We start from the raw sequence: 13,529 nt of genomic DNA, 5'->3' as shown, positions 1-13,529 counted from the left end.
GGCTACCGATCCAGGACGTCGATGGAACCGTCGGGACGGACGGCGGGCAGTTCCTCGGGCGGCTTTCCGCCCGGGAGCAGCGGCTTGGCGGGTCCGGAGCCGTCCTCGCCCCCGGCCGTGACCGGGCCTTGGCCCTCGAACCCGTAGATGCCGTCGTAGATGGCGCGGGCGATGGGCGCCGACGTCATACCGCCGGTGCCACCCTGGGAGACCAGCACGACGATGGCGAACTGCGGGTCGTCGGCGGGAGCGTAGGAGGCGAACCAGGAGGAGACCTGGCGTCCCCGCACGTCGGCGCTACCGGTCTTGCCCGCGACGGACACCTTGTCCTGCGGGAACCCGGCGAAGGCGCCGCGCGCGGTTCCCTCCTTGGGGACCGCGGTGAGCGCCTTCTGCAGGTATTCGAGGGTCTCGTCGCTGACCGGCAGCCGACCGCGCACGACCGGTTCGATCTCCTCCACCTTCGTCCCGTCCGCGGAGACCAGTGCCCGGCCGATGCGGGGCTCGTAGAGCGTGCCCCCGTTGGCGATGGCCGCGTAGGCGTTGGCGAGCTGGAGTGGCGTGACCAGGACGTCCCCCTGTCCGATGGAGAAGTTGACGGCCTCGTTGGCCCGCCACTGGAAGCCCTCCACACACTGCTCGTAGGCCAGCAGCTTGAGGTAGGCGGCGCGCGAGGGGTCGGTCTTGGCGACCTCCGGATAGCCGTGCTCGCCCCGGTGGCAGTTGTTCTCCCGGGTCTGCTGCCAGAAGGTGCGCTTCCACTCGCGGTCCGGGATGCGCCCGGCGGTCTCGTAGGGCAGGTCGATCCCGGTCGGGGAGCCGAAGCCGAAGCCGCGCGCCATGTTGGCCATGGCCTCCTTGGGCTCTCCCTCGGGGTACAGGCCGCCGTCCTGCTTCCACATCTGGTAGCCGAAGTTGTAGAAGACGGTGTTGCAGGAGACCACGATGGCCTTGTGCAGGCTGATCGGCCCGTGGCCCTGGCCCGCGTAGTTCTGGTAGGTCTGCCCCGCCAGGTTCACCGAGCCCGGGCAGGCGTAGGTGCTGCGCAGCGAGTACCCGTTCTCCGCGGCCGCCGAGAGCGAGGAGACCTTGAACGTGGAGCCCGGCGGGTAGGTGCCCTGCACCGCGCGGGAGAGCAGCGGCTCGCCCGCCTCCGCGCTGAGCATCTCGTCGAAGGTCTCCTGGTCGATGCCTCCCTGCCAGATGGCGGGGTCGTAGGTGGGCAGGCTCGCCATGGCCACCACTCCGCCGGTGCGCACGTCCAGGACGATCGCGGCGCCGGCGTCGGCCTTGTAGCGGGGCCTGGCGTTGGCCATTCCCTCGGCCAGCGCCTCCTCGGCGATCTTCTGCACGCCCAGGTCGATGTTCGTGATCAGGTGCATCCCCGGCTCGGGAGAGGTCTCGGAGATCACCTCCATGACCTCGCCGTGGTTGTTCACTCCCAGGACGCGTTTGCCCGCGGTGCCGCGCAGCTGCGCGTCGTAGACCGCCTCCACCCCGTCGCGGCCCACCTGGTCGATACCGGTGAACTGGGTGCGCAGGTCCTCGCGGGCCTCCAGCTCCTCCTGGGTGACCGGCTGCAGGTAGCCCAGCATCTGGGAGCCGTGCTCGCCCTGCGGGTACTCGCGGACGGCGTGGGCCTGGGCGCTGATGCCCGGGAAGTCGCCGGAGCTCTCCATGATCTGCAGGGCGACGGACGGCTCCACGTCCTCGGCGAGGGTGACGGGCTGGTAGGGCGATCCGGGCCAGCAGGGGCGGCTCACCTCGGGTCCGCACAGGCGCATGCGCTGCTGGAGCTCCTCCAGCGGCACGTCGAGCACCTCGGACAGGTCGCTGAGGACCTTCCTCCCGCCGTCCTCCATGCCCGTCAGCTCGTGGTAGTCGCCGGAGACCACCAGTTCGGCCCGGTTGTTCACCAGCGGCCGGCCCGTGGCGTCGAGGATCTGCCCGCGCGTGGCGGGGACGATGAGCTGCTGGTGGTGGTTGGCCAGCGCGAGTTCCCGGTAGTGGTCCCACATCGGGACCTGCAGGTACCACAGCCGGGCGGCCAGGACGGCGAAGAGCGTCACGACCAGGACCTGGGCGATGACGATCCCGGCCCGGCCGAGCCTGCGCCCGGGAGGTTCGAAGTCTTCGACGGGTGCGCGCACGGCTCACCACCTCCCCGAGGGCACGGGGCCCTGGACCGTGGGGTATCCGTCGTCGGAGAGCGCTTCGCGCGTCCGCAGCAGCGGGAAGGCGACCAGCGGCGCGACCAGGGCCGTGAGGGCGGTACCCACGAGGGTGTTGACCACGACGGCGGCCAGCGACACCCGCGGGTCCCCCATGAGCAGGCCGATCGCCGCGTACCCCAGGCCCACGCCCAGGGCCGTGGCCGCCACCGTTCCCGTCACCGCCCACACAGAGGTGCGCCCGTCCAGGGAGCCGCCCGCGCCGGTGTTCCTGCGCAGCAGGGCCAGCACGTAGGCGGCCAGGCACAGGACCAGGGCGTAGCGGCCCAGGGCGTGTTCGGCGGGCGGGAGTACGTCCATGGCCAGCCCGGCGGCGAAGCCGCATCCGGCCGCGGCGGCGGGGCTGGTGGTCAGGGCGACGGCGACGACCACCGCGACCACGAGGTCCGGCCCGGCCCCCCAGTCGAACGGGAGCCGGTTGACGATCGCGGCTTGGGCGAGCACGGCGGCGGGCACCGCTGCCAGGGTCACTACGGTTCTCATGACCGGTCCCCCTTGTCGGGTCGGGGCGGGAGCACGGAGTCGCGCGGGTCCTCGTCGGGGCCCCGCACCACCACGCCCACCACGTCCAGGGACGAGAAGTCCACGGCCGGCGTGATGCCGGCGATACGGCTGAGCGCGCCGGGTGCCACCTGCACGTCGTCGACGGTGCCGATGGGCACGCCGGGCACGAAGGGAGCCCCCTCGTGCGAGCCGAGCGTGACCACCCGGTCACCGGACTCCACCGGCGCCTCCAGGTCGAACAGCTCCAGGGTCAATTCGGCGTCGGGGCCTCCGGGGACGGTCCCGCCGTTGACCACTCCGATCTTGCGGGTGGCCTCCAGGCGGGCGCCGACCGCGGACTTGACGTCGGTGGCGAGCATGACGGTGGCGGTGCGCGGTCCGGCCTCGGTCACGCGCCCCACCAGGCCGGAGCCGTTGATCACGGTCATGTCCGGGCGCACCCCGGACTCGGTTCCGGCGTCGATGGTGACCGTGTCGGCGTAGCCGCGCGCGGTGACGTGGGTGACGGCCCGGGCGGCGACGATCTCGTAGCCGCCCAGGCCGGCCAGGCCCAGGAGTTCGTCGAGCTGCTTCGCGCGCTGCTCGTCGATGCGGGCGGCTCTGAGCTGGTCCTTCAGGTCGGCGTTGGCCTGTTCCAGCTCGGCGACGCGGTCGGAGGAGCCGGAGCTCCGGCGCAGCCCGTCGTAGAGGGCCGCCGCGGGCGCGGTCGCCCCGTCCACCCCCGCGGCGGCGGGCGCGAACACGAGTTCGCCGCCCGCGCGGACCGCGGAGGTGACGGGGTCGCCGCCGGGGCGCGCGTCCAGGACGAGCAGGGCCACGGCCGCCGCGAGGAGCACGGCCAGGATCAGTCGGGATCGGGACGAGTCGCGGAACATGTCATCGCCGCCGTTCGGGAACGAGGACCTGGTGGAGCCGTTCGTAGTTCTCGACGCAGGTGCCCGAACCGATGGCGACGGAGTCGAGCGCGTTGTCGGCGACGTGGATGGGCATGCCGGTCTCGTGCAGGAGCCGCTCGTCGAGCCCGCGGAGCAGGGCCCCGCCGCCGGTGACGGCGATGCCGCGGTCCATGATGTCGCCGGACAGTTCCGGAGGGCACTTGTCGAGGCTGGTGCGGATCGCGTCGATGATGGCGATGACCGGCTCCTCGATGGCCTGGCGCACATCGGTCTCGGAGAGGACGATGGTCTTGGGCAGGCCGCTGACGAGGTCGCGTCCCCGCACCTCGGCGCGGACCTCCTCGGAGCCGCTGGGGTAGGCGGAGCCGACGGCCATCTTGAGCTCCTCGGCGGTGCGCTCCCCGATCATCAGGGAGTACTCCTTCTTGACGAAGGTCGTGATGGCCTGGTCGAGCTCGTCGCCGCCGACGCGGATGGACTGGGACGTGACGATGCCGCCCATGGAGATGACGGCGACCTCGGTGGTGCCGCCGCCGATGTCCACGACCATGTTGCCGGTGGGCTCGTGGACGGGGAGCCCGGCGCCGATGGCGGCGGCCATGGGCTCCTCGATGATGTAGACCCGGCGTGCGCCCGCCTGGTAGCCCGCCTCCTTGACGGCGCGGTGCTCGACCGAGGTGATCCCGCTCGGGACGGCGACGATCAGGCGGGGCTTGGCGAAGTGGCGCCGTCGGTGGATCTTCTGGATGAAGTAGCGCAACATGCGCTCGGTGATCTCGAAGTCGGCGATGACGCCGTCCTTCAGGGGGCGGATCGCCGTGATGTTGTCCGGTGTGCGGCCGATCATCTGCTTGGCCTCGATACCGACGGCGACGATCCTGCCCGTTGAGGTGTTGAGCGCGACCACCGACGGCTCGTTCAGAACGATGCCGCGTCCGCGCACGTACACGAGCGTGTTGGCGGTACCAAGGTCGACGGCCATGTCCCGGCCGAGAAAAGCAAGGTTGTTCGGCATGTAACGTCCTCAGAGGCGCCGTGTCGGGCGTGGTGACGCGGAGCGACCATACGTAGTCGTTCCGTCACGATAGGTATTCAGTCCCCCGTATCGTAACGGTCAGCACTTAGCCCGTTACGCAAACACACCGAATTGTTGCCCTGACGACGGACGAGTCCGAAGAAGTCCCCCCATGACGAAGCCGCGGGTCCCATGCCGAAGAACCCGCGGCCCGCTCCGCCCCGTCTACAGGTCGGGGAAGAACAGCTTGATCTCGCGCTCGGCGGAGTAGGTGGAGTCCGAGCCGTGCACGATGTTCTGCTGCACCTCCAGCGCGAAGTCGCCGCGGATGGTGCCGGGGGAGGCGGTCACCGGGTCGGTGGCGCCGGCCAGGGCCCGGAAGGCCTCCACCGCGCGCTCGCCCTCGACCACCATGGCCACCAGCGGACCGCCGGTGATGAACTCGACGAGCGAGCCGAAGAACGGACGCTCGGCGTGCTCCTCGTAGTGCGTCTTGGCGGTCTCGGTGTCGAGCGTGCGCAGCTCCATCGCGACCAGCTTCAGGCCCTTGCGCTCGATGCGCGAGATGACCTCGCCGACGATGTTGCGGCGGACGCCGTCCGGCTTGATGAGAACGAGAGTGCGCTCCACGTGCGTGTCAACTCCTCACTGGGGCTCCGCGTGGCGCACGTGGGCGTCGCCCACGGCGTCGGCCGCACGCGGAGGGTTCGGGTGGTGGGTCGCGAAAGCGGGGGCCGAGGAGCGGGAGTCCCTCCCGGGTCCGGCCGCCCGCCCGGACGTGCGTCACACTATCGCGTTTGCCGCGACGACGCGGAGGCCACGACGTCGCCGCCCTCCTCCGGCTCCCCGGCGGCCTCCGCCTCGGCCCGGGCCCGATGCGCGGCCTTCATCTCGTCGGTACGGCGGCCCATGATCACACCGGTCACCCACAGGGACACGAACACCACGGCGATCAGCGCCGCCCCGGAGACCAGGAAGGAGGTGAACAGGAACGCGGCCTGCAGCACCCAGGCGGCGTAGTGCGCCGGTCGGTACTTCTGGAGGCCGGAGAGCACGAGGGCCGCGGCGGCCATCCCGCCCCACAGGCCCCCGGCCAGGGCCGGGGCCATCCCCTCCAGGGAGATGGCGACGGGGATGAAGAGGCCGATCACGATGACCTCGAACACCAGGATGACGGCGCAGACTACACGCACGGCAGGTTCCCTTCGTAGTGGGCCGTCCGGCCCGTCACTCCCCCGCGCCGCGCAGCAGGTGGACGGCGTCACCGGCGGTGACGACCGAGCCGGTGATCAGTACACCGTTCCCGCCGAACTCGCCGCCCTCCTCGGCCAGGCCCACGGCCTGGTCGATGGCGTCGTCGAGTCGGGCGGCCACGTGCACGCGGTCCTCGCCGAAGATCTGCTGGGCGACGGTGGACAGCCGCTCCGGGTCGAGGGAACGCGGTGAGGAGTTACGGGTGACGACGATCTCGTCGAGCAGTGGTTCGAGGGGGTCGAGAATCCCCTCGACGTCCTTGTCGGCCATGATCGCGACCACTCCGACCAGCCGGGAGAAGGTGAAGGCCTCCTCCACGGCCGCGGCGGCGGCGGTCATCCCGGCGGGGTTGTGCGCGGCGTCGGCGATGACGGTCGGGCTGGTGCGCACGACCTCCATGCGGCCCGGGGAGTCCACTCCCGTGAGGGCCTCGCCGACGATCGCGGGGTCCAGGCCCCCGGCGTCGTCACCGGTGGAGGCGAAGGCCTCCACCGCGGCGATGGCGACGGCCGCGTTGCCGGCCTGGTGCGCCCCGAACAGGGGAAGGAACAGGTTCTCGTAGCTGCCGGTGAGGCCCTTGACCGCGATCTGCTGGCCGCCCACGGCGACCTCGCGGGAGGTGACTCCGAACTCGAAGCCCTCCCTGGCCACCTGGGCCCCGATCTCCGCGGCGTTGCGGAGAAGGGTCTCGGCGGCGGGCAGCGGCTGCTGGGCCAGGACCGCCACGGAGTCGGGCTTGATGATGCCCGACTTCTCGTCGGCGATGCCCTCCAGCGTGTCGGGCAGGTACTCGGTGTGGTCGATACCGATGGGGGTCACCACGGCGACGTCTCCGTCGACGACGTTGGTGGCGTCCCACCGGCCGCCCATGCCGACCTCGACCACGGCGACGTCCACGGGTGTGTCGGCGAAGACGGCGTAGGCCATCACGGTGAGGATCTCGAAGAACGACAGCGGAGCGTCGTTCATCGAGTCGGCCATCTCGATGTAGGGACGGATGTCGTCGTAGGCCTCGACGAACCGCTCCCGGGAGACCGGCTCCCCGTCGATGACGACGCGTTCGCGCACGGTGCGCAGGTGCGGGCTGGTGTAGCGGCCCACGCGCAGGCCGCGTGCGCGCATGAGCGCGTCGATCATGCGGGCGGTGGAGGTCTTGCCGTTGGTGCCCGTGACGTGGATGACCCGGAAGTTGCGTTGCGGGTCGCCCAGGAGGTCCAGCAGGGTGCGGACCCGGTCCAGACGAGGATCGATGTCGGACTCGGGTGCGCGGGAGAGGATCTCGGCGGTCACCTCGTCGTAGCGCTGCTCGGCGCTGGCATCACTCACGGTGTCTCGGCGTTTCGGTGTCTCGCTCGTTCGGGGTGTGCACCCGCGCCAGTGTACGCGCCCTCACCTGGGGCCGGGCGCCGGGCAAAGGAACCGGTGGCGCATGTCGCACAGACCATACTGGTGCCATGCCAAGTCTTGAGCCCTTCTTCACCGAGTGGGCGCGACGGCGCCCCGGGCAGGCCCGCAGCCTGGAACGCGCCGCGGCCCTGATGCGCGCCCTCGGGCTGGACGCCGGCCGCGCCCCGGTACTGGGGGTGGTGGGGTCCAAGGGCAAGGGCGCCGCCGCGACCACGGCGGCGGCCGCGCTGTCGTCGGCCGGGCTGCGCACGGTGCTGGTCACCGGGCCGAGCTTCCGGTCCTACCGCGAGCGGGTGCGGGTGGACGGGACGTCGGTGGCCGACGCCGAACTGGACGCGCTGGGCGCCCGGATCGACGCCGCCCGCCGGGGCCTGCCGTCGGTGGAGGAGTCCGGCGGCTACCTGGCGCCGAGCGGGCTGTTCCTGGTCGCGGGGCTGCTGCACGCCCGCGAGGTGGGCGCCGACGTGTGCGTGCTGGAGGCCGGGATGGGCGGGCACCGCGACGAGCTGCGCCTGGTCGGCCCGGAGGTGGTCGCGCTGGGGAGGGTCTTCGCCGAGCACGTGGGGGTCCTCGGCGACACCGTGGAGGAGATCGCCCGTGAGAAGGCACGGGTCGCCGGGGAGCGGACCCGCGCGCTGGTACGCCTGCCGCAGACCGCGGGGGTGGCCGCCGAGGTCGACGCCGCGCTGGCCGGGGCCACCGGCGGCCGGGTCCGCGCCGAGGTGGTCGACCCGGAGCTGCCGGGTGTGGAGCCGCCGCCCGGACTGCGCCCGCCGGGACTGTCCTCCGCGTCGGGGGTGCTGGGCACGGCCGCCGCCGCGCGGATGCTGGACCACCTGGGGCGCCCGCCGCTGGACCGGGAGCGGCTGCACGCCGTACTGGGCACCCTCCGGTTGCCGGGAAGGCTGTCCCGCCACACCGTCCCCGCCGGGGAGGCGCGCTCCGGCACGGGGGCGGGCTCCGCCGGGAAGGCGCGCTCCGGCACGGGAGCGGCGCCGGACGCGGAGGTCCTCGTCGACTCGGCCATCGACCGCGCCGGTGTCGCCGCCGCGCTGGCCCACGCCCGCGGGCTGTGGGGCCGGGTGGACCACGTCCTGCTGTGCCTGCCCGACCACAAGGACGTGTCCGGGGCGGTGGAGGTCCTGGGCGGCCTTCCGGTGACCGCCGTGCGCCTGCCCGAGGCCCACCTGCGGTTCGGGCACGCCCTGCCCGGCCACTGGGACCGGATGGACGCCGACGGCCTCTCCCGCGCGGCCCTGCGTTCGCTCGGGCCGCGCGTCCTGGCCCTGGGCACGGTCTACTTCACCGGCCGTGTCCTGGAGGCCGTGGACGCCCCCACCGACCGCCTCTTCGGCTGATCCCTCGCGCGGGCCGCGTCGCCGCTCCCGCCGTCCACAGGCGCGGAGGCGGCCCTGGCGGTCCCGGGCGGTTTCCTGGTTTCGTTGAAAACGGGGGGTCCCCCGGTCCGCTCCGCTCCGGCGTGCCCACAACCGGCTCACGCGCACCGGCCGCCCCCGGACACGGGAGCGGGGACGGCGCCCAGGCGCCGCCCCCGCCGGGGCCACCACGAGGAAGGTGTCGTCCGCCCTCCTACCGGCCGTTGCCGCGGCCCGGCCGGTAGCTCTCCTGGTTCTGCGGGTTGAACTCGTCCATCCGGACCTGCTCGGCCGCGCGCAGGCGCGGGTCGTCGATACGGAGTACGTCCAGGCCCCGGGTGATGTCGGAGGAGTACACGTAGCCGTTGTAGTAGTACGTCGACCAGGTGTCGTTGTCCTGCACGCCCTCCTCGACACGGGAGTCCACGTCGAAGAAGCCGATCTCCTCGGGGGCGCCCGGGTCGTTGAGGTCGATCACCGCGACACCGCCCTGGTACCAGGACTGCACGAAGTAGTCGCGGCCCGGGACCGGGATCAGGGAGCCGTTGTGCGCCACGCACACCTGGTCGCCCTGGTGGCGGTCGATCTTGAAGTAGCTGGCGAAGCTCAGCTCCGGTGAGCCCTTCTTGCCGCCGAGTTCGTAGATGGCGTTGGCGCCGCGCTCGGGGCCGATCTCCTCGGTGCAGGTGGGGGCGCCACCGCCGCCGAGCTCGTCGGTGAACAGCACGGTCCTGGCGTCGTTGGTGAAGGTCGCCGAGTGCCAGAACGCGAAGTTCTCGTCCCGGACCCGTTCGGTGACGACCGGGTTCACCGGGTCGGAGATGTCCATCAGGAGGCCGTCGCCCATGCAGGCGCCCGCGGCGATGTCGCGTTCGGCGTACACGGTGATGTCGTGGCAGCCCTGGGTGGGCAGCAGCAGACCGTCCTGCTCGTGGTTGCCGCCGTCCGGGAACAGCACCGGCTCGTTGACGACCGCGGCCTCCTCGGGTGCGTCGTGCGGCACCTCGATGATGGAGATCTTGTCATGCGGCGTCTTGCAGTTCGGGAAGTCCGCCGACGGCGAGTACGACGACACGTAGAGCAGGTCGCTGTCACCGGTCTTGCTCGGCACCAGCGTGTGCGTGTGCGAACCGCAGTCGGTGCGCACCGCGGACACGTACTGCGGGTTGGCCTTGTCGGAGATGTCGAAGACGCGCACGCCCTCGAACCCGTTCGGGTCGGTGACCGGGACGGCGGGCGCCCCGCAGTCCTTGTTGGCGCGCGGGTAGTCGACGGAGAAGTACAGCAGGTCACCGCTGACCGACACGTCGCCCTGGCCGCCGGGGCACAGGACCTCGGAGACGACCCGCGGGTCCTCCGGCTCGGAGATGTCGTAGACGACGAAGCCGTCGTAGTTGCCGCCGATGGCGTAGTCGCCGGTGAACGCCAGGTCCGAGTTGACGCTGCGCACGGCCGAGGGCTTGGGCACGTGGGCGACGTGCGTGATGTTGGGGCTGTGGACGCTGTCGGCCGGGGCCTCGTCCGCGAGGGCGCCGGCCGGGCTGAGGAGTCCGACGAGCAGGGACGCGGTGGCGGTGGCCGCGAGGGCCGCGGTGCGCCGCAGACCCTTCCGGGCCCGTGGTGCTGCGGATGCGGGCATGGGCTCTCCTGTGTGCACTAGGGGGTGGGGGAGGGCGCGTGGGGGCCGCGGCGTACACGGCCACGGCCCCTGTGCTCGTACCCGTCATCGCCGTCCCGTAAGGGCCGGAGACGTTCGGGTGGAGCGCCCCGGAGCCCGCGAGGACCCCGGGGCGTTCGGCGGGGACGGTCAGCGGCCGTTGCCCCGGCCGGGCTTGTACTCGGGCTGGGACTGGGGGTTGAACTCCTCCATCCGCACCTGCTCGGCCACCCGGAACCGGGGGTCGCTCAGCTTGAGGACGTCGAGTCCCCGGGTGATGTCGGAGGAGTACACGTAGCCGTTGTAGTAGTAGGCCGACCAGGAGCCGCCCAGGACGAGGCGGCTGTCGTCGATCGGGTCGCGGTCGAAGTGGCCGATCTCCTCGGGGTTCTTCTGGTCGTTGAAGTCGATGACCGAGACGCCGCCCTGGTACCAGGACTGCACGAAGAAGTCACGGCCCGGGACCGGGATGAGCGAGCCGTTGTGCGCGACGCAGTTCTCGGTGTCGGCCTGGTGGCGCGGCAGCTTGTAGTAGCTCTGGAAGCCCAGTTCCGGTGCGCCCTTCTTGCCGCCGATCTCGTAGATGGCGTTGGCGCCGCGCTCGGAGCCGACCGCCTCGTTGCAGGTGGCGCCACCGCCGCCGCCGAGCTCATCGGTGAACAGCACGGTCTTGCCGTCGTTGGTGAAGGTCGCCGAGTGCCAGAACGCGAAGTTCTCGTCCTGCACCACGTCGGTGACCACCGGCGCGGCCGGGTCGGAGATGTCCATCAGGATGCCGTCGCCCATGCAGGCGCCCGCGGCGATGTCCCGCTGGGGGTAGACGGTGATGTCGTGGCAGCCGGCGGTGCCGGTGTTGCCGCCGTCGGGGAAGAGCACGGGGGTGTCGAGGAGCTTGGCCTCGGACGGGTCGTCGACCGGGATCTCGATGACGGAGATCTTGTCGTGCGGCGGCTGGCAGTTCGGGAAGCGCGACGAGGGCGAGTACGAGGAGACGTACACGTACTCGTGCTCGCCGTCCTTGCCCGGCACCAGCGTGTTGGTGTGCGAACCGCAGTCGGTGCGCACCGCGGACACGTACTGCGGGTTGGCCTTGTCGGAGATGTCGAAGATCCGGATGCCCTCGAACCCGTCGGGGTCGGTGGTGGGCACGGAGGGGGCTCCGCACTCGGTGCCCGCGCGCGGGTAGTCGACGGAGAAGTACAGCAGGTCACCGCTGACCGACACGTCGCCCTGGCCGCCGGGGCACAGGACCTCGGAGACGACCTGCGGGTCCTCCGGCTCGGAGATGTCGTAGACGACGAAGCCGTTGTAGTTGCCGCCGATGGCGTAGTCACCGGTGAAGGCGAGATCGGAGTTGAAGTCACTCATCGTCTCGGTCTTCGGGACGTTGGCCACATGAGTGACGTTGGAACTGGTGTCGGCGTCACTGACGAACGTGTCGTCCGCCGAGGCCGAGGCTGGGCCGATGAGGCCGGCCACGAGGGCGGCCGCTCCGGCGACGGTGAGTCCGGCCAGTCCGCGACCGGCTCTCGGGGGGGTGGGGGCTGAGGGGGATGACGCCATCCTAAGTACTCCCGATTCTGATTGGAGTGAAACAGGAAGAACGTACACAGTTCAACATCTATATGTATAGGGGGAGACAAAAGAAACATGGTTGTTAACACGGTGTCGACCTGACCCGATCCGATCACGCGACCCGGCTAACGTTCCGGCCGACGCCACGGCGCGCGGGGCCGTCCGGTGCGCCGCGGGCGATGGCCGGGGCCCGCTCCGGCCCCGGCGGTCACGCCCCGGAGTCGCAACCGGAGGTCCGTTCGCTGAGGGCCACACGGTTCTCAGTTTCGGTCTGCTGACGTGGCCGTTTGTAGGAGTGCCGAAACCCCGGGACAGGAGAGCGCTCCGGGCGTCCGGGTAGGCACATGGTGCCCGCACAGCGTCCGGGACTGGACAAAACACCCATCGGGTGAGTAGAAAGCCCGCAGGACGTCGCCCTCCCGGGAGGCGCCCCACCCCACGGACATCGCGGCCCCGACCGCGCCTCACCCCCATGGAGGACACCTCGTGCGTCGCCTGGCACTCGCGGCTGGAACCGCTCTCGCACTGCTCGGAGCCTCAGCCTGTACGGGCGAGGACGGCGGGCAGGAGTCGGCCAACGTCATCGCCCCCGGAGCCCCCGGGGAGTCCTCCTCCCCCGCCACCGCGGACCAGATCGCCGCCCTCGCCGCGGAGCAGGGCCACAACGAGGCCGACGTCACCTACCTGGTGCAGATGATCGGGCACCACGAACAGGCCCTGGAGATGACCGACCTGGTACCGGAGCGGCACCAGCGCGACGGCATCGAGAGCATCGCCGACCGCATCTCCGCCGCCCAGGGGCCGGAGATCACCGCCATGGAGAGCTGGCTGGAGGAGAACGTCTTCGGGCCGGCCAGGGAGAACCCGGCGCACCAGAACTTCTGCGGGCTGGAGGGCGACGGTACGCACCACGGCGAGGACGGCGACGTGCCCGCGTGCGAGCTGGAGGTCGACCACGACGACATGCCGGGCATGGCCTCCGAGGAGGAGATGGAGCGGCTGGCGAACGCGGAGGGCGACGAGTTCGACCGGCTCTTCGTGGAACTGATGACGACCCACCATGAGGGGGCCGTCACCATGGCCGAGGACGTGCTGGCCGAGGGCAAGGACCAGACGGTACTGCGGATGGCCAACGACGTGATCGCCGAGCAGAACGCCGACATCGCGCGCATGGCGCTGGTTTTGGAGGAGGAGTAGCCCGCGGGAGCCGCGGCCCGGGCCGCGGACGGTCCCGGCGCGACCGGACGCGACGAAGGGGGCGCCCCCGGTCGGGGCGCCCCCTTCACGTGCTCGTCGTCGCGGCGGGCCCTGAGCGCCTCGCCCGGTTCCTCCCGGTGTCCCCTCCGGGGGCGGGTGCGGGCCGCGCGGCCGAAGGGGTCCTAGGCGGACTTCTCCTGGCGGGTGCGGCGCGCCTTGGCCCTCGGGACGATGGTGGGGTTGACGTGCTCCTGCACCGACTCCCGCGTGATGATGACCCGCCCCACATCCTCACGCGAAGGCACCTCATACATCACCGACAACAACACCTCCTCGATGATCGCCCGCAACCCACGCGCACCCGTCCCCCGAATAATCCCCTGCTCAGCAATCGCATCCAAAGCATCCGGCGTGAAC

At 71.3% G+C, this 13,529-nt stretch carries 11 protein-coding genes and 1 pseudogene; 2 read left to right on the top strand and 10 right to left on the bottom strand.

What is annotated here, in order from left to right:
* Nucleotides 1–2: 2 nt before the first annotated feature.
* From mrdA to A6A08_RS17100, 7 genes are all read right to left on the bottom strand, one after another.
* Nucleotides 3–2,150, bottom strand: a complete 2,148-nt coding sequence (gene mrdA, locus A6A08_RS17130) for a penicillin-binding protein 2 (protein ID WP_073703623.1) — start codon at nt 2,148–2,150, stop codon at nt 3–5.
* A 3-nt stretch (nt 2,151–2,153) separates the two neighbouring features.
* On the bottom strand, nt 2,154–2,714 hold the full coding sequence (gene mreD / locus A6A08_RS17125; RefSeq protein WP_073703622.1) for a rod shape-determining protein MreD: 561 nt from the start codon (nt 2,712–2,714) through the stop codon (nt 2,154–2,156).
* Nucleotides 2,711–3,610, bottom strand: a complete 900-nt coding sequence (gene mreC, locus A6A08_RS17120) for a rod shape-determining protein MreC (RefSeq protein WP_073703621.1) — start codon at nt 3,608–3,610, stop codon at nt 2,711–2,713. The genes mreD and mreC overlap by 4 nt, the downstream gene beginning before the upstream one ends.
* Nucleotide 3,611: 1 nt before the next feature.
* On the bottom strand, nt 3,612–4,646 hold the full coding sequence (locus tag A6A08_RS17115) for a rod shape-determining protein (protein ID WP_073703620.1): 1,035 nt from the start codon (nt 4,644–4,646) through the stop codon (nt 3,612–3,614).
* Between the two features lie 225 nt (nt 4,647–4,871).
* Nucleotides 4,872–5,276, bottom strand: coding sequence for a nucleoside-diphosphate kinase (ndk, locus tag A6A08_RS17110; protein ID WP_073703619.1), 405 nt, complete (start codon nt 5,274–5,276; stop codon nt 4,872–4,874).
* Nucleotides 5,277–5,434: 158 nt separating this feature from the next.
* Nucleotides 5,435–5,839, bottom strand: a complete 405-nt coding sequence (locus tag A6A08_RS17105) for a DUF4233 domain-containing protein (RefSeq protein ID WP_073703618.1) — start codon at nt 5,837–5,839, stop codon at nt 5,435–5,437.
* Nucleotides 5,840–5,873: 34 nt separating this feature from the next.
* On the bottom strand, nt 5,874–7,226 hold the full coding sequence (locus A6A08_RS17100; RefSeq protein WP_073703617.1) for a folylpolyglutamate synthase/dihydrofolate synthase family protein: 1,353 nt from the start codon (nt 7,224–7,226) through the stop codon (nt 5,874–5,876).
* Nucleotides 7,227–7,354: 128 nt separating this feature from the next.
* On the opposite strand from A6A08_RS17100, the gene A6A08_RS17095 reads away from it, so the two are divergent.
* A complete protein-coding gene (locus A6A08_RS17095) occupies nt 7,355–8,665 on the top strand; it encodes a hypothetical protein (RefSeq protein WP_073703616.1) in 1,311 nt (436 codons plus the stop codon).
* 232 nt (nt 8,666–8,897) lie between these two features.
* Here A6A08_RS17095 and A6A08_RS17090 read toward each other — a convergent pair whose 3' ends face one another.
* A complete protein-coding gene (locus tag A6A08_RS17090) occupies nt 8,898–10,322 on the bottom strand; it encodes an LVIVD repeat-containing protein (protein ID WP_073703615.1) in 1,425 nt (474 codons plus the stop codon).
* Nucleotides 10,323–10,490: 168 nt separating this feature from the next.
* Complete coding sequence (locus A6A08_RS17085) at nt 10,491–11,903, bottom strand: LVIVD repeat-containing protein (RefSeq protein ID WP_073703614.1); 1,413 nt, start codon at nt 11,901–11,903, stop codon at nt 10,491–10,493.
* Between the two features lie 498 nt (nt 11,904–12,401).
* On the opposite strand from A6A08_RS17085, the gene A6A08_RS17080 reads away from it, so the two are divergent.
* A complete protein-coding gene (locus A6A08_RS17080) occupies nt 12,402–13,112 on the top strand; it encodes a DUF305 domain-containing protein (protein ID WP_073703613.1) in 711 nt (236 codons plus the stop codon).
* 182 nt (nt 13,113–13,294) lie between these two features.
* Here the strand turns inward: A6A08_RS17080 and A6A08_RS17075 are convergent.
* Nucleotides 13,295–13,529: pseudogene (locus tag A6A08_RS17075) on the bottom strand (ATP-dependent Clp protease ATP-binding subunit ClpX); the annotation flags it as partial.

Origin of the sequence: Nocardiopsis sp. TSRI0078, from assembly GCF_001905145.1 — a bacterium.
Lineage (GTDB): Bacteria > Actinomycetota > Actinomycetes > Streptosporangiales > Streptosporangiaceae > Nocardiopsis.
Note: the sequence above shows the minus strand (reverse complement) of the source record. Positions and strands in the feature narration are given on the sequence as shown.